We start from the raw sequence: 25,208 nt of genomic DNA on the forward strand, positions 1-25,208 counted from the left end.
AATGTCTGAAGAAGCAAGGATACGCGACGGGATAGAACTGGCCTCGGCAAGGAAGAGGTTGCAAGAGCTTGAGGCCAGAAAAACTGTCCTGTTGGCGCATCTTGCAGAATTAAGACAGGTGCTGGCCGGCACGAGGCCGGTTTCAGAGCTCAGCTCCGAGATGATATCCCGGTTCACCATAGATGTCAGAGGCGCCACTGACAGGTTCCTGCTCAGGGGCATCGAGGACAAGCTCGATTCTCTAGCAAGGGAGACCGATGCAAAGATCTTTAAACTTAAAGAGTTGCTGGCCCATGCAGCAATATGCCCACGGTGTAACGGCTCAGGTTCGATAGTTAAAGAGAGTGTAGAGAGGGACCCTGACAACGCGCCGGTTACACACATGACAGTCAGCAGCTGCCCCCAGTGTGGCGGCTCCGGTAAGGCAGAGGCTGAGATGATCTGATAGGACCGATATACTCTGCACTGTACGAAGCAGCCGTCAGCGAAAAGCAGATAGAGTCAAAGGGCAGAGCGTCAAAGGCCGGACACGAGTTTGAGGACAGGGTGGCAGAGGCGCTTGTTACGTTTTCTTCGGTAAGCGGGGTCAAGAAGAGGGCCACACTTGCCTACCCAACACTATCGGGCATGAAGCACCAGTACGATTGCATATTTGTACTAGACGGCGCGACCTACGTCGTAGAGTGCAAGAAGCAGAACCAGCAGGCCTCAAAGAACCAGATATACTACTTCAACTCCACAATAACGGACCACGCCCTTGGGATGAAAGTCGACGGCATCCAGGGCGAGATACGTGGCATTTTTCTTTCCACCACAGACCTTGACGAGCCGTCCGCGATATATGCTGTTTTCAGCGGCATCAGGGTGATAACTCCTGGCACGCCGCCACCGGAATACATGGCTGAAAGGACCGACCCGGCAAGTGATCTGTTCCGGATAATCAAGTCTGTCATTTCAGGAATCCCTGCAAAAAACCCGCTGTTTTTCGATAAACTCAAAAGGCCTGACAGATCCGCGCCGACAGTTTACGAGGAATACATGACGGCTCTTGCGGAATGGAAGGCAGGCAGAGGGCAGAAGGAGGGGTCCTGATGGTCGATAGCGACGGCAGACTCCCCCGGTTCTCAAGGTTCGAGTATATACTGGACCTGCTCTCCACGGTGCACGATGGAGGGGCTGAAGGAACCGAACTGGCAGCTGTCCAGAAGGCGCTCTCTGACAGAAAAGAATCGTTTGAACAGGTAAAGCTCTTGGCCGTCGGAAAGCGCAAGTCTGTGAACAGGGGTGTAGAAGGTACGGAGGAGCTGACACGGGAGTGCCTGTCATTTGCGGTCAAGAGCGGGCTTGTGAGTGTCGATGTTTCCTCCCATGGAAGACTGACGCTCACCGACTTGGGACGTGAACTGCTTGCAGCTAGCAAAAAAAATGAGGTAAGTGGAACATTCATTGAACGTATTGCCTCGCTCTACCTCTCGTCATACAGGAGGGCTTCAGGCGTCCTTCTCGCTATACTTGGGAGGGAAGGGGGTCAGGTTGACATCCCAGATACAAGGCATGGCGGGAGACTCACCCCCGAACAGATAGAAGAGATCTTGGGTGTCAGGTGCGATGCCGTCAGCCTGATAAGCTTCAGACTTTTGCTGGACCAGGCCCGGCTCGTCAACTGGTTCACCTTTACCGAGGGAGACGGAAGACTGATGTGGAGGATCTATGCAACATGCAAGATCTTCGACGTCAGCGACCCTCAACACCGGGGCGAGGGAGTGCTCTCCTTCAGGTCTCAGGGGCGCACTGTTACAATCAAGATGAACCAGACAAGCATAGAGGAATTTGAAGACGCTGCCTGGTCGGAATACATGAAGTTGACAGATAACTATGAGGACATCCCTGTATACTACTGGCAGCTCCGCTCTCCAGTCTGCTACGGGTTAAGAATATCTGATAGCACTTATGATTCCCTGCTGTTGGCGATGAAGGATAGCCGACGCTTCAGATTCAGCTGGTCTTCCGGCTCTATGCCTTCTAGCGAGGCCAAGGGCAACCTACTCAAGAACCTACCGCCGATGGCAGCCGACGGGTACCATATGGTGTATGTGAGCATGAGCAGGAGGAAGACGGGTTGACCGATATGGAAAGAGGAGGGAACGGCATTTACACCCTATACGGCCTTTCTGATAACCCATTTCCGCAGAGCCCGACCGTAATAATAGACAGTCCCGATAAACGCCTTAATGGAAGGATCTTTTATGAAGGCATATTCCCAGACAAAGTGGCCAAGTTCAAGGAACTACTAGAAAAAAGGACAAACATGATCTATGTCCGTGGGAGCCAGTATGTCAAGGGGGACGGCAAGTCGGCTCTCATGGCCCATGCTTTCTTTATGTACGAGCGTAGGCAGGACACGGCCGTGGCGTTTATACGCTGTACTGGCAGAAACGGAAAGGTCAGTACGCCCGAACACTATTGCAGGGAGATCATACGGCAGCTCCACCAGCGGGGTTATCTGTGGAAAGCCTTTGGAGCTTTGACAAACATGTTCCTTGCAGAGAGCTCCAAGTACGTGTATGCTAGGCCAGGGGCTGCGCTGATGTTTAAAAAACACAACGTGCCACCAGATACGCTCCCTTTTACCAGATTCACCAACATTTCCCGGGTCGGCGAGTTTGCAAAGGTCCTCTCGGAATGGATTGTAGCAAAAACAGGATGCAGTGCCAAGTTCACACACGAGCTTGTCAAGGCCTACCTAGAACGGCCTGCCACCATGGAAAAGGAGGTTATCGTGAAGAATTCTGACAAGATTGAGGATTTTGGCGACTGTCTCAAGATATTGAGGGCTGGAGGGTTTGGCTGGTGCTATTTCTTTCTGGACCAGATGGAGGAGTCGCTTGACATACCTGCAGGTGCAATTGGCAATTTCACATCAGCACTCAGGCGGGTCATCGAGAAGAGTTCGGGTTTTGCCACACTCGTCGCGACCCTTCACGCCAGTTCAGTTCGGACCCTTCTTGATAACCCTGAAGGAAGGGTCAACATACAGAGCTTTGCGCCACTTGATGAGAATCATTATGTGACACTCTATCCTGACGACATAGTAAAAGACAACAGGGTGGTCGGACTGGTCGAGACGTACCTCCGAGAGTTCACCATTGATGCCACAAAACCATCTCCTTTTGACCCGCAAGTGATAAAGTACGTTGCACACCTGTACAGAGGTAACCTTCGAGAAATCCTAAGGACAATGCACCATATGATCATGTCCGCAGCCAGCAAAAGACAACAATTGATAGACATGGCGTATGTCAAGGCAAACCATAACGAAGCTGTGGGAAAAGAGTTTTCAGAGGAGACGTATCAGCAGTTCATGACATCGATGCAACTTGGCCGGAGACCTTCTTCCTGACTGCTTTCACGTTATATCTGCAACAGTCCAGATGATTGTATCTTTTGGACTGTGGTATAAGGGATTAGAAACCCGGACTGAAAAGCAAGTGTAGAATCATTACCGCTTTATGTTCCCCCTCTCCCACGTGCGCTGCCATTAAATGATGATGGTGGCTATTCTTTGGTAATTCTGCCGGCTGACTGACCTCTCAGTCCCTCGATCCTGTCACGTATTCTCTCGATCTCCCCACGGGGATTGCGCCACCAGTTCCTGCTCCATATCCTTTCCACCACCCACCCCCTACTCTCCAAGAATTCTTGACGCATCACATCCCTTTCTCGGGTGCTCTTAGCAGAATGGAAAGTTGCTCCGTCGCATTCTATGCCGATGATATAGCGGAAAGGTTCATCCGGATGCACAACCGCCAAGTCTATTTTGTAACCCGAATAGCCTACCTGGGTATCCACCGTGTAACCTATCTGGGTCAGACGATCATGAACCATCTCTTCAAATGGACTCTCGAATAGAAAGCCGCTGGCGGAATTTTCTCGTTTAAAACCGTTATATAGCGAGGCAAGTATGACGCCTGCACTCTGACGATTGTTCTCGCTGATTGCCTTTGCGTATCGCAAATAGTCTTTCAGTCTCTTTGGCCCGCTATTTTTGGCTGCGTCAGTTCGAAGCTCGTCCGGATCAATTGAGCATACAACGACTATTTCCTTTCTGGCACGCGTCACAGCGACATTCAGACGGTTCTCTCCGCCCTCTTGGTTAAGCGAGCCAAACCTAATGTGCAGATTTCCATCCGGATCCCGCGCATATCCTACCGAGAAAATGATGATATCGCGCTCGTCTCCCTGCACGTTCTCTATGTTCTTGACGAACGGTCTATCATCCAGCAAGTTGCTCTCTGGGTTTTCAGCCTCACCGTAAAGCGTGTCAAATTCCGGATCCTGTTTACGCCTCCTGTCTATTTCATCCAGTATTGCTATTTGCTGGGATTCATTGAAAGTGATTATGCCTATCGACTGGTGCTTCGTATTTTTCCTATCGTCTGTCAAGATTCTTTTGACTTCATCTATCACCAACTCTGCCTCCGGAATGTTCTTTCTATCGGTCCAGACACCATTCCCGCACTGTATCCACCTTATTGGCGGTTCGGCAGGAACCTTCAGTATGTTGGGGGACACCTGAAGATGTCCATCGTAGAAAGCGTGATTCGAGAAGTCAATAAGCTCTTGGTATTTTGACCGGTAATGCCACGCAAGGTATCGGGGCCCATAAATCCTCTTGGCAAGAACTAGCAAGCTCTCAGAAAGCATAGTTTCGTCCACGAGCTCCTCTTCTAAACTTTCGTCATCGTCTCTGACTCTGAACAGATCGAACGGACGGAGCTGTTTCTCGTCTCCCATTATCACTACATTTCCTCCCCGGTACAGCGACGGCAGGGACCGTTCTACAGCAGACTGACTCGCTTCGTCGAAGATGATGAAATCAAATAGGTTCCGTTTCAGCGGGAATATTGTAGATGCCGCTTCAGGTGACACGAGCCAGCAAGGTGCGACATTGAATATTACTGACTCGTACTTCTCTATCAGCATTCTGACTGGGAGGACGTGTCTTTTCTTGTCAAATTCGTCTGCCAGTTTGCTCCATTGCACATATTCTGCCCGATACGACCTCTTTCCGCCGGGAGTTAGACCGGGTTTCACTATCCCTGCTTCTATTTGAGCAGCAATCCTCTGGACCACCAGATTCTTATGTTCTTTCAAGAGCTTGGCAAGTCGTTCACGGTTTTGTAGATATGTCTCGAAGGGCTGGCCTTTCAAGGCAGGGTTTTCTCGCTCAATGTAATCGATCCAATGGGCATAGAACTCCTCCCTTACCACATCTGCCCAGTTGGTTTCCGACATCAATTTCATTGTGCATTCCTGAAGGACTTTTCTCTGCATGGGTGTCATAGCGGCTTTTCTTGCATCGTATGCTTGGAGGGCATCGAAATCTGCAAGAGATTCATGCATTTCTGAAAACCTTGAGTGCAGGTCGGCCAGCCGGCCGGTGGAAATCATCGAATTGATCCCATCAAATCCAGACTCATTCAGATATTTCGACAGGTTCTCGATGTTCCTCCATATCTCCAGACCTCCTTTTGCCCGCTGTATCATGCGGGTTACCCATAGCGGGTCGTCACGGACGTCTTGTACGCCGAGTATCCTCTTTGCATTGGAATGGGCTTCAACCCATCGCCCCTTCAACTTGCGGAACATTCCACGTTCGCTCTCAAGAATGCGGAGTGCTTCCAAGAGGACGTTCTGGTCATGCATGGTGGAGGCAACGAGGGGTTCTGGCTCCTTGCTGCCAAGCTGCGTTACAAGGGTTCTCAGTATTTCACTGATCCCGTTCTTGTCGTTGAACCCAAGTACAGAGAAGTCTTTTCTATGAACCCACGGATGTGTGATGTTATCGAATCTTTTGCAGCTATCTTCAGCGTTCTTGATTGCTTCAAGTAACTGTGGTAAATCTAGGTAACTGGTGCTAGCTGCAATTTTGGACAAGTCAAGTCGAGGTACGTATCCGGGTTTGGCCGCTATGTAGAGCTGGTGCACTGTTAGGCCTCCAAAATACTCCTTCCACAAGGCGTCCACGATGCGTCTTTGCATGCCCACAATCTTATCTATCTCCTGAGAAACGGCATCAAACCTTGACTTCATAGAACCTGGATTGACACTGTTTATGCCCGTCGGACTCAGCAATCTTCCGAGTTGTTGGTACAGTTCCTGCCTATCTGTTACGGGATCGTGCAGCAATGCAGCATACTTTCCAAGGCCTACCTTGTCAAGACGTTGGTAAACGACGTCAAGAGCGGCCCTCTTCTGGCAGATGACAAGCACCTTCTTTCCCTTGGCCAAGGCATCAGCGATCAGGTTTACTATGACCTGCGACTTGCCCGTTCCGGGAGGCCCGCGTACAACTGTACATTCATTGTTGTGGGCAGCCACTATGACACTGTCTTGACTGGAATCGCTATCAAGTGCAATATTTAGGTCCATTGCAGAAATGTCGTCAAGAACCACCGATTCGGCTTCTTTGTCTCCGTTTCCTTCGCTCCAGATATCTTCTGTTGCTGGTGCCTCCAGCAAGTCATCTATAACGCCAAGATTGATTTCGCCAGACAGGACCTTCTTCAGCAACTCTTCATAATCTGCATAGATTGCAGTGTTGCCTTGTGGAAAGTTGCCAATAATTTTGAAGTTCACAAGATGGAGGCCCTGTCTGGGCATGGTAGATTCGTCTTGAGACGAGACTGGTTCCAACGTCTCGATCTTTTCGAGCCTATTCTCGGACGACTTCAAGGGAATGTTATTCCTGATTAGCAGGTCGATTAGCCCCTGCAAGAAGAGCGATTCAACATCATGATTCTTGCCAGTGCCTTTGTCACCGTTGTTCAGGTTCTGCCGTTCATCTGCAAGATCCAATAGATCCTCGAACTCATCATAAAACGATTCTGAAAATGAATATCCACCGATCTTTTTTAATGCCACAAGTAACGCCCGGTTCAATATCGGACTCTTGTCCTTCGAAAACGAGGCATACCAGCCCGGCGGCTTTCCATTTTCTCGGCGCTCTAGGGACATAGGAAAAAGTACCAGTGGTGCTCTGACATAGGTGTCCTGACCGATATGACCTTCAAGAAACGGAAAACCCAGATAGTTGTCCTTCAATCCAGTTTCGCGTTCTACCTGTGTGATGTTTCGATAAAGTGACTTTAGCTTCACCTTGGACTTTTCAGCAAGCTCCGAGTCGTCCGAGTCTGCAACAACACAAACCCCATTCTTGCCAAGAAGTGCCCTTTCGGCTACTTTTTCCGCCAGGCTGCTACCTCTGACTATAATCTTAGATAAATCGAAGCACCACTTGTCGTATATGCGGCGTAGCGTTATAGATCGATTTCTGCTTTCTATCTGGAGGAGCTTGTCGCGGTAACGTTCAAGTTTCTTGTACAATGCTGACTGTTGGGCGTCATTGTCTACTGTCTTTGCTTGCATGCTGGTCTGAGGAAAATCACCTGCGCGAACATCAGAAGGCACTTCGCTACCTACCTTAGCCTCTGCGGCAACACTCTGGGCCTGCGTCCAATTTTGTCGCACTCCGCAAGTTGGACAGAAATTCGCTTTATCCGGGATTTGTTGCCCGCAGTTAGTGCAGTAAGGCAAAACTATACTCTACTTACCTCATAAGACATGGGCTGATAAAGTTTAAGATTTTTTACGCCTGCGTGTTTGCCTACCGCCCTTTGATCCTAGTAGTTTTATATAGACAGAATCTAGAATTTGGTCATGGCTGTCAGCCTGAATGAAGAGCAGAGGAAGGCCGTCGAGCACGAAGGTGGTCCACTGCTCGTTGTCGCTGGACCGGGGAGTGGCAAGACAAGGGTAATCGTAGAGCGAGTAAAACATCTCATCACAAAGGGATTCAGGCCAGCAGAGATCTTGTGTCTAACATTTTCTGACAAGGCTGCCGCTGAAATGCAGAGTCGTATTAAAAAAGAAGCAGGTACAACTGAAGTTGAAACTTCAACCTTCCATTCCTTCTGTCTGTCTATTCTTGAAGATAGCGTTCTTGAAACAGGCGTGAGTTTCAAATCCGGGTTGATTTCAAGGACCAACCAGCTGGTATGGGGGCTCAAGAACATCGATAGTTTCAACTTTGAATATATCGAAGTGGGAAACAATGCGGTTGATGTCATAGAATCCATCGTTGACGGAATTAGCGCGTTTAGAGACGAGCTGGTCAGCCCTGCAAGACTGAAAGAATACCTGACAGAAAAGAAAGCGGAACTCGAACAGCTGAAGAAGAATGCGTCGGACGGGGCAACTATGCCAGAGAACGCCTCTGCGCCTTCCAAACAGGACAAAAGGAGGAAAGCAAAGGAAAGGAGCGGCGCTGATGAGGAAAATGGGAATAACTCTGCAGAGATAGACGAGAAAATTGCCTTCCTAAGCCAGCTGGAGGACCTGCAGAAGGTCTACGAAAGATACGAGCAATTCAAGCGAAAAGAGTCGCTTATCGATTACGACGACATGATACAGGTAGTCATTGAACTGTTCAAGAGCCGTCCGGATGTACTCAGACGCTACCAGAACAGATACGCACACGTCTTGGTTGACGAATTCCAGGACAACAACTATGCGCAGCTGGAGCTGGTCAAGCTCTTGTGCCCGAGCGGCAACGTAACAGTGGTAGGAGACGACGACCAGAGCATATACAGATTCAGAGGCGCATATCTTACCGTTTTCGACGATTTCAGGGATCACTTTAAGGAGAATGCGACTACGATTAAACTCGAGAGGAACTACCGCAGCACAAAGAACGTCGTCGCGCTTGCAAAGCAACTTCTCGATCCGGTTCCAAACAGGGTCAGCAAGGGCCTCTTCTCTGAGAATGAAGATGGTGGAAAGGTGATAGTTGCAAGGTGCGCCACGGACGCGGCAGAAATAGACTTTGTAGTCAACAAGATAAAGAACGACCTTCTGGGCAAGGAGCTCAAAAGACGTGACGGTGCCATCTCGCCGATAACGTATAGGGACATCGCCGTCCTTTCAAGAAGGAGGCTTGAGGGAATAAAGTTTGCAAGGGCAATCAAGGCACACGGTCTGCCATGCACGTTCATTGGAGAAGCAAGGATATTTTCAACTCCTGTAATCCGGGATTTGCTGGCTTACCTACGGGTGGCAGACGATCCCCTTGGAAATGGCATAGAGATTGCCCGCATAATGATAAACCACGGGGTAACTGAACAGAACGTCAAGATAATCAACCACGCGGCGAAGGCAAAGGCCAGAGAACTGGTAAAGAGAATTGACAGGACGGAGAGCGGGATTTCTGCAAAAGAAGATGCCGACAACAACCGCAACTACGGGACAGACTTTGTCTACGACGTGATGGAGCAGCTGGTCGCAGACCCCGATTCTTCATCGGTGTCGCAGGTCATAACCCAGAAGGACCTGATAAAAGACATTGTTTACCAGATAAGGGCAATAGTGGGACTGCGGAACAAGTCTCCCGTAGGCCAGTTTGTATTTGAACTCGTAATGTCCAAGACAGACCTGTACAAGAGGGCGCTTAACGACAGCTCTGAGGAATCCATACGCAACCGCCTGATTCTGCATGAATTTCTCAAGATAGCGCAAGAGTTTGAGGCCATAGCCAAGCGCCCGGCCCTGAAAGACTTTTTGGACCACTTGAACCTGATGAGCGACTTTGACATCGAGATAAGGCAGGGTGAGGAGGAGGCAGATTCGATAATAGTAACTACGATACACCAGAGCAAGGGCAAAGAGTTTCCTATCGTCTTTGTAGTAGACGTTGCAGACAGGAAATTACCGCTACAATTTAGAGAGAAAAAGTTCTACTGCCCAAGCGACCTTTCACGCGGGCTGAAATTCAGAGACCTTGACGAAAAGGAACTGTACCTGCAAGAAGAGAGACGCCTGCTGTATGTGGCAATGACAAGGGCGCAGCACCACCTTTTCCTTACACTGGCCGAGATTTATGGCGATAACGTTCGAAAGACAAAGCCTTCCAAGTTTCTGGTTGAACTAAATTTTGAGAACAACCGGCTTGTAGAACTTGTCAGCTATGATGCGGCAACTGAGGCGCCGGTGCTTGTCTCTGATAGCAAAGTAGAGCAACTCAAACACGAATACCAGTTGCTGGCCACGAAATTTGTCAACCAGATGCAGCTAAAGAGCGCGGTTGAAAAGGTGATAGAGCTTGCCATGATACTCCACTACCAGTCAGGAAAACCGCTTTCTGACTTTAGGATCGACCAGATAATTTCGCCAGACATATCTGTTGACAGAAATCACGTCGAGGCTCAGCTAAAGAGCGAGCACGCGTCCCTCTTGGAGAAGGACAGCATGCATTTCAGTGCATCATCTCTGAATACGTACCAGGACTGCCCCCTCCAGTACAAATTCTCCCGGGTGCTTGAGGTGCCCACGCTTCCAAAGACGTTCTTTGACCTTGGAAAGGCAGTCCATTCGGTAGTCGAAGTCCTGACAAAGAGGCAGATAAACGAGCAAGGATACCTTCCGACAAAGCAAGATGCAATAGGTCTCCTTGACAGGTACTGGGTTTCAAGCACCTATCAAACGGCAAAGGCTGAGGAAGAGGACCGCACAAGCGCCGAGAAGATGCTCGAATTCTATGTCAGATGGTGCGAGCAGAGAGTCAGAGAAGGTTACACTCCTTTTGCTGCAGAGAAGAATTTTGAGATTGAAATTTCTGGCAAAAAGCTGGTCGGAGTTATCGACAGAGTAGACCTGACGCCTGATGGAGAATACGAAGTCTTTGACTACAAGACAAGCAGGTCAGGTCTGAATGCGAGCCAGATAAAAAAAGACATTCAGATGAACGCCTACTGCATCGCAATCCAAAAGCTCTACGGGAAGCTGCCGGTATCTGCATCACTGCTTTATCTCCGGAAAGAAGAGAAGGTTTCATACCTTGTGACTCCCGGGAGTGTAGAGCCTGTCAGAAGAGAGATGGAAGTGCTCATCGACGGAATATTGAACGAGAGGTTCGACCCTGTTCCGGATTACTTTACCTGCAAATACTGTGACTACAAGAGCATATGCGATGCGAAGGAAATTGAAGATGAAGAATAGGAAGGAATGACTATTGCGCCCGACATAACAAGAACTTTCGCTCATGCGCCTTCTAGTCAGAGCGGCGAGACGTCGAACATGAAAACCTCCATGCGCCTCAACAAAAAGTCTTATAGAACCTTGCGAGATAGTGGGGCGTGGCTGCAGGAAATCACTATGTGAACCTGATCATACAGGCATTAGGCCTTGAACCTGCATCGTTCCACCCTGCACCCTTCAACTTCTCCCAAAAACCTGCACCGAATGTCTGGAAAGCATTTTCCATCGAGACTGTTTTTCCCATATTCAAAATAAATGCCCCAAGAGGGAAGGTTGTAGATATCAGAAGTTTTGTTGGAGGCATACAGGCAGACACCTATGTAATAATTGCGGAACTTGACAGTGCTGTTGTTCTTTGCATCAAAAGAGTCAACAAGCAGAAAGGCGAGCAACCCTTAATCTTGCCTCTACGGACCGAGGAAGACTTTGACAGAGTAGTAAACGTTCTTCGCAAGAACAACTTTACTTCGGACCAGCTGTCAGCGCACATGTCAATTAGCACAGTAGTTGATGAACTAAAGTCCGGCGCAGAGCGCTATTTTATCAATCGAGGACTGTTTTCAAACTACTTTTTGCGTGAAAGGCTCGACAAGACGCTTTCAGACAGAAAGAGGAATATTCAATCAGAAAGTGCGGGATTCTTGTCCAAGTTTCCTTATGGAATACCGTCGGATTTTTCAGCGGTTTCCACCGTACTTAACGCCCTTGGATACAGAGCAAATAGCAACAAGATAAGCGGCGGCGGGAACATCGAATACGAATTATTTTCCGGGTCTAACCGATTAACGACTGTTGTAGCTATAGCCGCCGATGCAGAAAACCTGGATGTAATGAGAAGCGACGACAGGTCTGTTCCCAGTGTTCAGGCCGTTGCCGCTCTTGACCGTTGTCAATGGGCCATCCTTACCAACGGTCGTTTATGGCGACTGTATTCCTCAAAAGTCTCTTCGGCAAGCACTAATTACTTTGAAGTTGACATCGATGGTATAACTGACGAAAAAGATCCCAAGCTCAAGTATTTCCTCTCATTGTTTAGTGCCAACGCCTTGGAGCCGAAAGGCAGCGAATCTGACCTAGATGTTATCTTTGAAGAAGGAATACAGTATGCCAAAGAACTCGAAGATAACCTTAGGAATAAAGTCTTTGAAAAGCAACTCTTTCTTGACCTGGTACGTGCCGTCATCAAGCATTCACCCTCAAAGAAATACTCGGAGGAAGTGCTGGCAGAAGGAAAGAAAAGAGCGCTAAAACTGCTTTACAGACTATTATTCATATTATATGCTGAATCCCGTAATTTGCTGCCCACAGGCGACTCGAGATACGAACACATTTCCATGAGCAAGTTAAGAGAGCGACTTCCCTCACTAGAAAAGGAAGGAAATGGTGCCCAAGCATGGCAGGCTTTGCAAAATCTTTTCAAGGCAATCAGCAGCGGGGATCCCAATGTCAACGTGCCGCAATATGACGGAGCGCTCTTTGAACACGACAAGGATATCGACAGCCTAGAAGTGTTGAACAAACATCTTGTCCCCGCATTACGAGCATTGACAGAGATCGATGGCAAAGGTATCGATTATCAGAATCTTGGCGTAAGGCAGCTTGGGTCTCTATATGAAGCGCTTCTTGAATATACTGTAAGCCAAGCCCAAACAGACCTGGTCATTATCAAGGATGAAATTTTAGACATGTCATTTATCTCGGATCTTAAGGGTAAACCAGAACGCATCATCGAGAGAGGAGACATTTACCTTACGTCAGGAGGTCTGGCAAGGAAAGGAACTGGCAGTTACTATACTCCAGACAAGATCGTAAAGTTCCTGGTCAAGAAAGGTCTTGAACCAATTTTTGCTGATAGAGAAAAAAAGTTCGTTCAACAGCTGGATGTCTGGCACAAGACTAGAAGCGAAGAAGCAGCGATAAAGTCTACGGAAGTTCTACTTGACATCCAAGTTGTTGACCCTGCTATGGGGAGCGGCCATTTTCTCGTTAGTGTCGTCGACGAGATTACAAGATGGATTATGGGCATCCTGGAAAGACACCCGGACGCGCCACTAGCTAGTGAAATTGGCAAAGACAGAGAGGAGATCATTCTTGAACAGGAAAAGAAAGGCATCAAGCTTGACAGAGAACTTTTAACATTCAATGTCATTTTAAAAAGGCGCGTTATGAAGAGGTGTGTCTTTGGAGTTGACATCAATCCTCTTGCAGTGGAGTTAGCGAAGCTGTCGCTCTGGCTCGACTCCTTCACAATAGGTACTCCGCTGACCTTCTTGGACCACCACATCAGGGCGGGAGATAGCTTGATAGGGCTATGGATGAATAATCTGAAGACCAAAGGTCAGGATAGCACAACCCTTGATGTCTGGACGGATAACGTTGAATCTATCGGGGATATCCTGCAAAGAATCAGCTATCCTGCAGACTTGACGATGGATGAGGTGAAAAAGAGCAAGGGCAGCTACGAAGATTTCAAGGAAAAGAACAAACCTCTCAAGGTATTGCTAGACATGCAAGCTGCATCAGTTATTGACCCTGAGCTGGCTGACAAGCTGCCCCGGAATTTGAAGCTAGTCGAAGATACCGTCAGATTGGGAAACATTGACAAGGTCTCGTGGTCTGCACCGATAAAGAAAGTGATGGAATATGCAGAGAAATATCGCTTCTTCCATTGGGAACTAGAATTTCCCGATGCATTTTCTGACGAAAGAAGAGGGTTTGATCTTGTGGTGATGAATCCTCCGTGGGATGCAGTAAAGCCGGAAGACGATGACTTCTTTTCCCAATATTATCCACAGTTTCGAAGATTGAGAAGTAAACCAGAAAAAGAAAAGGTAAAACGTAAATTGATAAATGACGCATCTATTGCCAAAGCTTTCAGAGACTACACAGAGCGTATTGAGAGAAAAGTATCGTTTTACAAATTATCAGGCCAGTATGTTCGAAGGGGCGGGGGAGATACTGATATGTGGAAACTCTTTTTGGAGCGCGCCCTTACGCTTCAAGCAAAAAATGGAACCCTTTCTATGGTCATTCCCTCGGGCATCGTAATCAACGAAGGAGCAAAGACACTTAGAACCGCATTGCTTGAAAGACGAATAAGGCACTTGTATGAATTTGAAAATGCCAAAGGCATCTTCCCCGATGTTCACAGAAGCTACAAATTTGTAACGCTGGTAGTCGACAATGCTGAACCGTCACAAGATTTCCCGGCGGCATTCTATGTTCACGAAATGGCTTTCCTTGACTCTGATATAGAGCATGATAAAATTGTGAAACTATCTCGACAATTCATTCAATTGGTTTCCCCAAGTAGTTTCTCCATACCGGAAATTAAAGGGATAAATGAATTTGAAATATTCTCAAAACTTTACAATAACCATCCGCTTCTGTCAGAAGGAATTGATGATGGCAAATGGACTTTCAAATTCGTAACTGAGATGCACAGGACAAATGCAGCTGGGTTGTTCGAACAACTCGGAAGAGGATGGCAACTGTTTGAAGGAAAGTGTTTCCACCAGTTCATATTAAATTACGAAAAGCCAACACTTAGCGTCTCATCGGTGAAAGGATTAGAATGGACCTCGAAGATACGAGAATATGGCAGATTTAATAAGGAAATCCACCAAGTTCCAAGACTCGTGTTCCGTGACGTAGCTGCATCAACAAACGTTCGCGGAATGATTGCATGTATAATACCAAAACACACATTTGTCGCAAATACAGCACCGGTAATAATTCCTAGATATAACGGCGAATTATTGTTAGAAGGAGAGTATCTTAAAACGATAGCGTATCTTGCAGGAATATTTAATTCTACTACATTTGACTTTCTCATAAGAAGACGCATTACAATGCACCTCAACTTCTTTTACATCGAACAGACGCCGGTGCCGTCGAGGAAAAACAATGCTCTTGTCAATGAAATTGTAAAGATATCTGCAGAATTAAGCAGTCCGGACGAACGATTTGCGGAACTTGCAAAAACCGCACGGTCTGGATATGGTAGTGTGGACATTAAGAAAAGAATTGAATTGACTGCCAAACTTGATGCATTGGTTGCTTACCATTACGGCTTGAGCCGTCAAGAATATGAATACATACTTTCGACATTTACAGGATTTGAGGAAGACGATAAATTGAAGGACATCACCGAAGTCAAGTGGGATGATACTCTGATCCGAAAATTCAACGGAGAAGTTAGAAAAAGAGCTCTTGGGTATTTTGATGCGACAGATAAAGGAGAAAATTGAATTGGCCGGAAAAAGAGACATCATAGATAATGACAAAGACAAGTATACCATGGCCGCATTTCTTAATGAAGAGCTAAAGAACTTCAAGAATAATGGAGCAATCGATATCTCATCAGGGTACTTTAACGTTGCAGGATACAATCTTCTTCGAGAATCTTTATGGGAGTTTACCAAACGTCCGGAATTCAAACTAAGGATGCTTTTTGGTAAAGAGGCCATCAAGGAAGAAAATGATGCAAAAAGCTTTGAAGAACAGATAGAGACGATAGACAAGACTGCCGACCAAGAATATTCCGTAGCCAAAGAACTGTCAGGCATGACTCTAGAGTGGGAGTCTGCAAAAACCGTTGACGACCTAGTTGCTTTCTTGAAACAAAATAAGGTAGAGGTCAAGACTAACAAGAACCGGTTCAATCATTCAAAGTGCTACATACTTGACGATTCCGCAGTAGTCGGTTCAAGCAACCTCACTGCTGCTGGCCTGAAGCACAATGTTGAGCTTAACGCAGTATTGTACCAGGCTTCCGCAATAAAAGAAGTCAAAGAATGGTTTGAGAAACGGTGGATAGATGCCGAGGATGCCAAAGCCGAACTAATCAAGACACTGGAAGAATCCAAGTTCGGCCATCCGCTTGAGCCATACCTGATGTATATGAAACTCCTCTATGAATACTATCGCCCACGACTAGAGGAACTTGAAAAAGCAAAGGCGGCAAGGGTCGAATTAACCGAGTTTCAGAGAGATGCGGTGGTCTCTGCGCTCCGCATACTGGACAAGTATGGCGGAGTAATAATAGCTGATTCAACAGGGCTTGGAAAGACCCACATCGGCCTATCGCTGTTGAGAGAACTGGCTTCAGTTAGAAGGAAAAAAGTTCTCCTTGTTGCACCAAGACAGGTTCTTGACTCCGTATGGGAGCCAAGACTGTTGGAGGAGAGCATCAAGACAAAGAACAAATCTTTGGAAGTGACTGGAACCGACTCTTTTGATCCAACTGATTATCTTGATTATGACGTCGTCATTGTAGATGAGAGTCACAATTATCGCTCTGCTTCTACCAAGAGGCATAACAACATCATGAAGGTGCTGGCAGGTGGAAAAAAGAAGCAAGTCATTTTGATGACTGCCACCCCGGTGAACAATTCTCTCATGGACCTGTACAACCAATTAAGCCTCATTACGGCAGGAGATGACACCCATTTTGCAGACCTTGGAATAGGCGACTTGAAGGCATATTTTGTAAGTGCGGACAGAAAACAACTTGCAAGCGGTATAGAGGATATTGTCAGGCTCCTTGACGAAATTATGATCAGACGTACAAGGTCCTTCATCAAGGAGAACTATCCTGAGGCAACACTGAATGACAGGAAAATCACCTTCCCGCAACGACGACTGACAAAGGTGCAGTACAGTCTAACCGAGCTTTTTGGTACTGAAATTTACAGTCAGGTCATAGAAACAATTGACAACCTGAACCTTGTTCCATACAGGGTTGATGCATATCGTATTGACATTGAAGAGGAGGAAAAGAAAGAAGTCGAACAACGTGCTTCGTTGCAGAAATATGGACTACTAAAGAGATTTGAAAGCAGCGCAGAAGCTATCAGGAAAAGTATTGACAGGCTGCTTAGATTCTATACTACTTTCTCCGCGGTCCTTGATGAAGGAAAAGTCCTTAACAACAAGAAATTTCACGAGATACTCTCTGAATATCAGGATGAAGAAGAGTTTGACGACGATAGGTTCTTGGAAGAACTTGCCAAGATAGAGCTTGAACCGGTAAAGGGTCTTGACATTAAACGGATGCAAAAAGAGCTGCGGCAGGATATCAAGAAACTGGAACCGCTCAAGGAAAATCTGTCCAAGATGCAACCGTGGGCAGACTCGAAGCTAAATGCCCTGAAGCACTTGTTCATAAAAGACAGGATCTTTGAAGAGGGGGGAAAGAAAGCGGTGGTCTTTACGCAGTTCGTAGACACTGCTAACTATGTCTACGACGACTTGAAGAAAAACATGCCTGATAAGAAGGTCTTGATTCTTACAGGGAGAACTAACCCCGAAACAAGAAGGAAAATTTTGATGGAATTTGCCCCGCGTTCGAACAATCCTGAAAACAAAGTAATAGAAAGAGAAGCTGACATTCTTGTTTCTTCAGAGGTTCTCAGTGAAGGTCAGAACCTCCAAGATGCCAACTATGCGATTAATTACGACCTGCCATGGAATCCGATGAAGATTGTACAACGTGTTGGCAGGGTTGACCGCCTCACAACCCAATTTCCAGAAGTTACGTCGGCAGTATTCTTTCCGGAAAAGGAACTTGAAGACGAACTGGGGCTGCTCGTAAAGCTGACCAAGAAGATTCAAAAGGCAGCAGGCACGGTGGGAGTAGAATCCTCGATACTGGGGGAAAAAGAATCGCCAAAGAACTTTAATGCATTTGAGAAAATCAAGAAAGAAGATGCCTCGCTTCTCGACGACATGGAACGCAGCTCCGAGCTGCTTCCGTTGATGACGCCCTATCAGACCATCCTAAGCTACCTAAAGAAGGTGGGCGAGAAGGAGCTAAAGGGAATACCCTATGGAAAGAGAAGCGGAAGGAATTCACAAGAGAGTGGAGTCGTGCTAGCCTATAGGGAAAAACACAGTAAAGACTCTATTCATTTCCTGTTCTTTGATTACAAGGTCAAACGTATTGAACACGTGGGCGACATTAACTGGATATTCAGGCTGCTAAAGTGCGAGGAAGAAGAACAGTTGACGATACCGCTGGAAGGCTACGAATTATTTAGGCAACTAAAGATTATAGACGAAAAGGCACGTCAGGAAATATTGATAGCAGTTAATGCTCCATTTAATGCTAAAAAAACTCAGAAAATTAAACCAAAATATCAACACGAGTTGGTAAGTATTCTATTCCAGGCAGTCCATACAGGGAAAGCTACGAAAGAAGAGATCCTTCCGGTGTATTCCATAATAACCAGTGCAAACTTTACCGCATGGGATAACGATTTTAAGAAAATGTACGAGTCGTATCAGAACAATCAAGACATACACAATCTTGTAACGTCGCTGAACAAGTTGTTTGAACAATACAAAATCAAGACACGGGAATCCCTGGCACCCAAAGAAGTGAAACCTGAAGACTTGGTGCTGGTAGGTTGTATGTTCCTCTCTAATCCGTCATTTAGAGACTGGAATATGCTTGCATAGAATTTCTTACCAGGGCAGTAATCCCTAAAACATAGCTGTTGCTACCTGAAATATCCATGACAAAGAAGGTAACGGATCCAGGGTTTGTGAGTCAGCGTGAGGAGCTGAAATCTCCGGTAAGGGAATTCGTCCACGACCCAGTTCATGGACCAATAAACCTGGAACCCCATGAGAAGCTCTTTCTCGATACTCCAATCTTTCAGAGGTTGCGAAGGGTAAAGCAGCTGCAGACTGCACACTTTGTCTATCCGGGTGCAAACCATACCAGATTCGAGCACACTCTCGGGGTATTCCATATTACATCGTATTTTGCTGAAAATGTACTTGAACAGCTGGTCGATAATGGTGTCCTGAAACACGCCGAAAAACTGCATTACAAGCGGCTTGTCAGGCTCTGGGCACTCTTCCACGACGTAGGGCATGGTCCATTTTCCCACACCTTTGACACAGCTGTGATGTCCAAGATTGGAATGAACCATGAAAAGCTGTCTATCAGGATCATTAAAGAAAACGACGAAATACACAAGGGATTCTCATCAAAGGAATTCAAAGCAACAGGCCTTTCCATCAGAGATGTCATAAAGGCTCAGGAGGACTCACTTTCCAAGTTTAATCCAATCGAGAAGGCGCTTCTGCAGATAATAAAGGGCCCGTACAGCGCAGACACCACCGACTATTTGCTCAGAGACTCGTACCATACAGGCGTAGAATATGGAAAGGTTGCATGGCAGAGGCTCATCTTGACTTCCAGAATCGTCGGCGACAAGATGTGCCTTGAGAAACGATCCAAGGCAGCGCTGATTTCATTCTTCTTTGCTAGGCATCAGATGTTCGATACCGTCTACTACCACAGGACCAACAGTGCTGCAGACAGAATGATAAGGGACATACTGGAGAGGGCTTCAGACACAATCCTGCCGTACGTCGAGGACCTGAACAAGTACGTCGACCTTGACGAAGAGAGCCTCCTCCAGATGCTAAAGAACAGCAGCGATAAAACAACAAGCCAGATGACGAGAGACTACATGAACAGGAGGATTCCATGGCGCCTAGCCTACGAAGAACAAAAGCCCATAAACGAATCCCTCCTCATAGAACTCCTCAGGAGCGAACAGTATCAGAAGGCTATTCAGCAGAAGATAGGGGAAAGGGTTGGTAACGAGTTGAATTTTTACGTCACCGGCTTTTACATCCCTGAAACACCACTAAACCCGTTCAGAAACATTGCAGAGGTGGACATCTACAACCACGACACCGACTCGGTAGAAAGCTGGAACTTTATTCATGACCTGTACATGCACAGCCCTTTCCATACCTGGTTGCGAGTATACATTGACAAAAAGCACGGTCAAAAGGACAAGGCTGCCCTTGTAAAGGCTGCAAAAGACGTCTTTTCAGGCAGCGTGGCCGAAGTGCACATGTGATTGTGCCACCGTAGGCCCAACATCGATCCCAAGAATTGAATATGTGGTCGATTAGACGCCCCCTTGCCCACTCGTATTTGTCAACCTTGTTTTCGCACAGGGTCATCAGCTGCATTTTCTGATCCAGGTCAATTCAACCGTATTCTGATGGCGTGCCTCTGAATCTTATCCTACAACACAAAGGTTTGCGGGGATCCTACTTTTAGACAAGCTTCTGACACCTTTCATGAAGGGTTTAGCGAATGCTGCGTAGGACAAGAATGCTTGGCGAGCTTGTTTTTACAAAGGAATCGTGTCGGGATTAATCAAGCTGTAACCAATATTGCTTATTCAACTACTGCCTTTAAACAAGTCATCAAGGGTTCCTTGCTTCTTGGCAAAAACATTCATGAATTTCTCGACATCATTCGCATCTGCTCTTTCAACAGAGTCTTTAGTCCGGTGAATGAACTCAATCCAATCCTGCGGACCTCTTGTTTTCTTGACGGCAACAATAAGATGATAGTAATAGCCACCTCGCCCCTGAATTTTGATTGGTATCACAACATCCTTGTGTTGTCTTATCTGCGACATGTAGAGCTCCAAGAATTCCCCGTTTGTCCTACACTGCTGCCATGCGTTGGTTCCAAAGAAATCTGTTAACGTAGACGCATACTTGACGTTATAGTCGACAGAGCCCACGACCCGCTGCACGGACTGGAAGTTGATTATTACATCGCTCCAAGCGTCCAAAAGCAACTCAAGAGTACGCCATCGTACATCCATTCCGTAAGGGTCTACAAACGCCAAGATGGGCGTATTTCGTGGCACAAGTGAAAGAGCGTGTCTCAGTCCGTGGCCCCCGGGGTTGTTGATGTCACTGTTGACGTCGCCATTAATTATGTGCGCCGACGGCATCAGTTTCTGAAGAGCCTCACAATATGATTTTTCCTTTTCAACCAGGACATAGCCGTCAAAGGCTTTTCTAGCTTTTTTCATCGCAACCATCGGGGAGCCAAAGACTATGGCGTTATCCACATCCTCAATCTTATTGAGACCGCAGCCGGCATTCGTTTCCAGATAGTACATTCGACCTATTCTACTCTTGACTATGCTTGTGTACATGTCAACGTAATTTCCAAGAAAAGCGAGTTTAAGAATGGCCCAAGAGTCGGCAGGCATAGCCTGCTTCGTCGTTCCATACAACTGCTTCGCTTCGTCTTCAAAACCATGAAGTTCCTCCAATCTTTCTATCCACCAGTCAAGGTATGTTTTTGGCTTACGACTGGGGCTTTTGCCGCCACTTCGGGTATTATTGCGGGCACTCAACTAAACTATTCCTGCCCATAACACTGGCATGTTAATGGCTTGAACTTTATGCCAAGTTTGGATAGTAGTGCTGTTGTCTCTTTGCAGATGCTTACTTTGTCCAGCGGGTAGCCAAGTGAATGCAGCTTGTCGAACATGAACCTGTACATCTCTAGCCTAGTTGTGGTGCTGATCTTCTTGCCCCAACCGGTATCTTCTGCAAAAAATGAAGCCCATTCCATGTCTGTTCCTGACTTTTCTGCATAGTGTATGGTTTTCCAAAGGCCTCTAGGAGTTCCGAGAATAATGCGGCGTGGCTCAAATTCAGAGATGATCCTAAAAACCAAGTCCTCATATTGTTGCTTCCAGTCGGGAACAGGAAACATAGGGTCAATTCTAACTCTGACTTCATACCCTTTGGAAGAAACCATACTTGCAGCCCTTATTCTTTCCTCCGGGCTAGGAGCAGCCTTTTCCCATCGTTTCGCTACGTCAATGGCATTGATACTCCAAGCACAAATGGTGTTGCGACGCGGCTTTTCGAGTAGGAACCCGATACTCTTGGGTCCCATCTTTGTAAGTAGCAGCACCTTGTGCTTCTTTTGCTCTTCAAATTTATCCACTATTTGACGCATAAGTTCAGGTTTCATGAGGGAGTCCGACAATTCGCCGGTATTGAAGATAGCAGGTTTTCCGTAATTGAAAGTTGGGTCACCAAATACCCCATCCAACGCTTTCAGTACTGAATCCGGCTTGACAAAACGGGGCCGCATATTTCCGCGGTTTGTTCCTCTAAGATAGCAATACGAACAGTCCAGTGGACAACCAAAGGCCCACCTTACTTCCCAGAATTCTCCACATCCAATATCTGGGGGGGTCTTGTGAAATAGTCCAATTATACCTCTCCCATAGGACGCATTTTTTGTTTCACTCGGGGCACGCCCTTCAGTCTCGGGGTGAACCAATGACGCAAGCCTATTGACTGTTAAAAAGGGGTCTATCTTCAGAGTATCTTTCCCTACAATCTCTCTCTTCTTTTTGCGTATTGTCTTCCAAGCCTTGTACGCGGCTTTTCTCTGTCTAACCGTAGGGGTATTCTGACTCTTGTCGAAATCATCAAGATTATCTTTCAAGAGTAATCATGCTCCTTGAAGGATGTCTGCAAGACAATTACAACTACACCGGAATTGGTTGATGTGGTATAAAACGTAGCTATGCCGTGAGGGGGAGGGGGTGTCCGCTGGCGCAGAATTCCTCGAATTTATTAAGCAGTTTATTCGACTAAGATTCGACTAGTTCATGGGAGACAAGTCTGCCATACAGTGGACCGATGCGACATGGAACCCTAGTACAGGTTGCTCAAAAGTTTCTCCAGGATGTAGAAACTGTTACGCGGAACGCCTCTCTTTAAGACTAAAAAGAATGGGTAATCCAAAATACAAATCAGGATTCAGTTTTACTTTACACCCGGATGCTCTCGACGTTCCTTTAAAGTGGAAGAAACCAAGAAAGATCTTTGTGAATAGCATGTCGGACCTGTTCCATGAATCAATGCCCGACGATTATCTCCTCAAGTGTTTTGAAATTATGGAGAAGGCCGATTGGCACATCTATCAGGTGCTGACAAAAAGGCCAGAGCGGATGCTTGCGTTCACAAAAAAGTACGGGAAGGTCTCTGATCACATTTGGCTTGGAACGTCCGTAGAACTTGATCTCTACAAGAAGAGAATCGATATCCTGAGAAAGGTTCCATGCAGGATCAGGTTTGTCAGTTTTGAACCCCTTTTAGGGCCGATAAGCGAAGTCAACCTAAAGGGTATTTCTTGGGCAATTGTCGGTGGAGAAAGCGGGCCTTATTTTCGAGACGTAAAGATTGAATGGATAAAGGAAATACAAGAGCAATGTGCGCAGCAAAACGTGGCGTTTTTCTTCAAACAGTGGGGAGGCAAGACTCCCACGGCCAGAGGGCGCTTATTGGATGGCAAAGAATGGAACGAGTATCCAAGCATGCCGACTGAAGGAAAGATATCGGTGTTCCCAGTTCAAGAAAATACACATACGAGGATCTGACTTGTTATCCAAGCACTCAAGTTGTTGGTCCCCCAAGCGCAACCATCGAATATCGACAATCGCAGATTTTTAAGCCAGACTGAAGAGTTACCAGAAGCAGCCAAAGGGCCCCCCCTCCCCCCAAAGTGTCCCCAGCTTTATTTGCTAACGGGCGGTCCTGCAGTCATGCATGAGTTTCTCGGTCCCATCAAGCCGTCCTATCATGAATGCAAGGGTTGCGGTAAGCGAAAATCGCTTATCTGCACCAGATGCGGTCTGTGCTTTACGTGTCATCCGATAATAGAAAGGCGCCGCGTGCCAGTTGCGGCGTGATCCGCTGAATAGGAGTCGAGAACATCGTCATGGCTAAAAATATTGTCCAAGACATACTTCAAAAACATACCATATTCAAGGACGAATCAGTGCTGGACGTAGAGTATACCCCTGATAGCCTGATGCACAGGGAGAAAGAGATAGGTTCACTAGCATTATTTTTCAGGTCCTTGATAGAAACACCTGGTAAAGCCTCGCCTGTTGCCCTCATCTACAGCAGGTCAGGAACTGGCAAGACATCCATAACAAAGACTTTTGGCGGCATAGCTGCAGACATGCTCAAGTCAAAAGGCATCGACCTGAAATACGTGCACATCAACTGCAAGTTTGTCACAAACATGCATGCTTTGATGCAGCAGATAGTACGTTCCACGACAGGCGCAGATGTCAAGGGCTTGAGCCCTGACCTGATGTTCAGGGAGATGTACAGGCAGCTTGAAGCCAACGACAAGTACCTTTTGCTTACGCTGGACGAAGTCGACTGGTTCATCAAGAGGACTGGTGAAGACCTGATCGAGCAGCTGACCAGATACAGAGAAGAGCTTTCAAAACCAAAGCGGCTGGCAATAATCTTCGTGGTAAGAGACTGTAACATTGGCAGCATGGCAGAGCTTGAGCGTGGCAAGCTCCACAGGACCTTTGGCGCAAGAACGCTGAAGATGGAGCCTTACACCAAAGAGCAGCTTGTAGACATCATCAGCCAGAGGGTGCAGATGGCATTCAAAACAGACGGATCGGTTCCCGATGACATAATTGACTTTATTGCAGATATGACGTGTTCGGTAGGCGATGCGTACTATGCGATACAGATACTGTGGAAGGCAGGCAAATGTGCCGATAACTTTGGGATGAACAGGATTATCCCAGAGCATGTCAGGATGGCCAAATCTATGACCGACCCAAAGGTCAGAAGCGAAGACCTGCTGTCCTTGCCAAGGGATGAGAAAGTCGTACTTCAAGCTGTGGCGAACCTCTTGAGAATAGAATCCAACATCTATGTGAGCCTGACAGAGATAATCGATGAATACCACGTACTGTGCGAGACTTACAAATGCGACCCTGTTGACAGTCAGACTGTTAGGGAATACCTGCTTGACCTGTCAAGGATAGGATTCCTGGACACCAAACATGCAAAATCTAAACAACAGCTGGGAGCAAGCATCCATGACGTCCCTATCGTAATCCTGCTAGAAGTGCTTGAACCCATGGTAGCAAAAGAGCATTCTGATTAAAGTCGGAACGAGTGACTTGGCAATAAACGATGATAATGCAAAGTCCAATTGGATAGAACAGATTCTGTCGTCCCGGGTCAGGATAAGAATACTCGTTCTTCTAGCAGTTAATCATGGTACCGGCTTTAGCAAATACAAGATATCATCAGCAACCAACGTTTCTGCCAAGGAAGTCTCAAAGCACATGAAGATACTTGTGGAGGCTAAACTTGTGAGAGCTGTTGGCGGCGGAGTTACCTTGTACTCCTTTAACGATAGTGGACCCGCGTTACTTTTCGCTGAATTTCTTAGGCGCAGTATCTCCTAAACTAGCAGTTTATTCTTGCATTTA

14 protein-coding genes and 1 pseudogene are annotated in these 25,208 nt (G+C 46.9%); 11 read left to right on the forward strand and 4 right to left on the reverse strand.

Annotation, left to right across the window (positions count from 1 at the left end; genetic code table 11):
• Position 1 precedes the first annotated feature (1 nt).
• From NVIE_RS04440 to NVIE_RS04455, 4 genes are all read left to right on the forward strand, one after another.
• Positions 2–445: a DnaJ-like cysteine-rich domain-containing protein gene (locus NVIE_RS04440; protein WP_144239491.1), complete on the forward strand. Its 444-nt coding sequence runs from the start codon at positions 2–4 to the stop codon at positions 443–445.
• Between the two features lie 101 nt (positions 446–546).
• Positions 547–1,092: a PDDEXK family nuclease gene (locus NVIE_RS04445; protein WP_075054210.1), complete on the forward strand. Its 546-nt coding sequence runs from the start codon at positions 547–549 to the stop codon at positions 1,090–1,092.
• Positions 1,092–2,123, forward strand: coding sequence for a hypothetical protein (locus tag NVIE_RS04450; RefSeq protein WP_075054211.1), 1,032 nt, complete (start codon positions 1,092–1,094; stop codon positions 2,121–2,123). The genes NVIE_RS04445 and NVIE_RS04450 overlap by 1 nt, the downstream gene beginning before the upstream one ends.
• A complete protein-coding gene (locus tag NVIE_RS04455) occupies positions 2,120–3,400 on the forward strand; it encodes a hypothetical protein (protein ID WP_075054212.1) in 1,281 nt (426 codons plus the stop codon). Before NVIE_RS04450 ends, NVIE_RS04455 begins: the two co-directional genes overlap by 4 nt.
• Positions 3,401–3,555: 155 nt before the next feature.
• On the opposite strand, the gene NVIE_RS04460 is transcribed toward NVIE_RS04455, so the two are convergent.
• Both NVIE_RS04460 and NVIE_RS16270 read right to left on the reverse strand, forming a co-directional pair.
• On the reverse strand, positions 3,556–7,428 hold the full coding sequence (locus NVIE_RS04460) for an AAA domain-containing protein (protein WP_084790616.1): 3,873 nt from the start codon (positions 7,426–7,428) through the stop codon (positions 3,556–3,558).
• Between the two features lie 105 nt (positions 7,429–7,533).
• Positions 7,534–7,596, reverse strand: a pseudogene (locus tag NVIE_RS16270) (zinc-ribbon domain-containing protein); the annotation flags it as partial.
• Between the two features lie 123 nt (positions 7,597–7,719).
• Between NVIE_RS16270 and NVIE_RS04465 the strand changes: the two are divergent.
• The 4 genes from NVIE_RS04465 to NVIE_RS04480 all read left to right on the forward strand — a co-directional run bounded on the left by NVIE_RS04465 (position 7,720) and on the right by NVIE_RS04480 (position 19,976).
• A complete protein-coding gene (locus NVIE_RS04465; RefSeq protein WP_075054214.1) occupies positions 7,720–11,052 on the forward strand; it encodes an ATP-dependent helicase in 3,333 nt (1,110 codons plus the stop codon).
• A gap of 158 nt (positions 11,053–11,210) precedes the next feature.
• On the forward strand, positions 11,211–15,341 hold the full coding sequence (locus NVIE_RS04470) for an Eco57I restriction-modification methylase domain-containing protein (protein ID WP_075054215.1): 4,131 nt from the start codon (positions 11,211–11,213) through the stop codon (positions 15,339–15,341).
• A gap of 1 nt (position 15,342) precedes the next feature.
• On the forward strand, positions 15,343–18,552 hold the full coding sequence (locus NVIE_RS04475; RefSeq protein ID WP_075054216.1) for a helicase-related protein: 3,210 nt from the start codon (positions 15,343–15,345) through the stop codon (positions 18,550–18,552).
• A 56-nt stretch (positions 18,553–18,608) separates the two neighbouring features.
• On the forward strand, positions 18,609–19,976 hold the full coding sequence (locus tag NVIE_RS04480) for an HD domain-containing protein (RefSeq protein ID WP_084790618.1): 1,368 nt from the start codon (positions 18,609–18,611) through the stop codon (positions 19,974–19,976).
• Between the two features lie 330 nt (positions 19,977–20,306).
• Here the strand turns inward: NVIE_RS04480 and tcmP are convergent, their stop codons facing one another.
• On the reverse strand, positions 20,307–21,200 hold the full coding sequence (gene tcmP / locus NVIE_RS04485; protein ID WP_144239493.1) for a three-Cys-motif partner protein TcmP: 894 nt from the start codon (positions 21,198–21,200) through the stop codon (positions 20,307–20,309).
• Between the two features lie 89 nt (positions 21,201–21,289).
• Positions 21,290–22,396: an SPL family radical SAM protein gene (locus tag NVIE_RS04490; RefSeq protein ID WP_075054219.1), complete on the reverse strand. Its 1,107-nt coding sequence runs from the start codon at positions 22,394–22,396 to the stop codon at positions 21,290–21,292.
• A gap of 166 nt (positions 22,397–22,562) precedes the next feature.
• On the opposite strand from NVIE_RS04490, the gene NVIE_RS04495 reads away from it, so the two are divergent.
• The 3 genes from NVIE_RS04495 to NVIE_RS04505 all read left to right on the forward strand — a co-directional run bounded on the left by NVIE_RS04495 (position 22,563) and on the right by NVIE_RS04505 (position 25,184).
• Positions 22,563–23,333, forward strand: a complete 771-nt coding sequence (locus NVIE_RS04495) for a DUF5131 family protein (RefSeq protein ID WP_075054220.1) — start codon at positions 22,563–22,565, stop codon at positions 23,331–23,333.
• A 341-nt stretch (positions 23,334–23,674) separates the two neighbouring features.
• Entirely contained in the window at positions 23,675–24,877 is a 1,203-nt protein-coding gene (locus NVIE_RS04500; RefSeq protein ID WP_075054221.1) for a Cdc6/Cdc18 family protein, read from the forward strand.
• A gap of 16 nt (positions 24,878–24,893) precedes the next feature.
• A complete protein-coding gene (locus tag NVIE_RS04505) occupies positions 24,894–25,184 on the forward strand; it encodes a winged helix-turn-helix domain-containing protein (protein WP_075054222.1) in 291 nt (96 codons plus the stop codon).
• Positions 25,185–25,208 lie beyond the last annotated feature (24 nt).

The sequence above is a fragment of the Nitrososphaera viennensis EN76 genome (assembly GCF_000698785.1).
Classification (GTDB): domain Archaea; phylum Thermoproteota; class Nitrososphaeria; order Nitrososphaerales; family Nitrososphaeraceae; genus Nitrososphaera; species Nitrososphaera viennensis.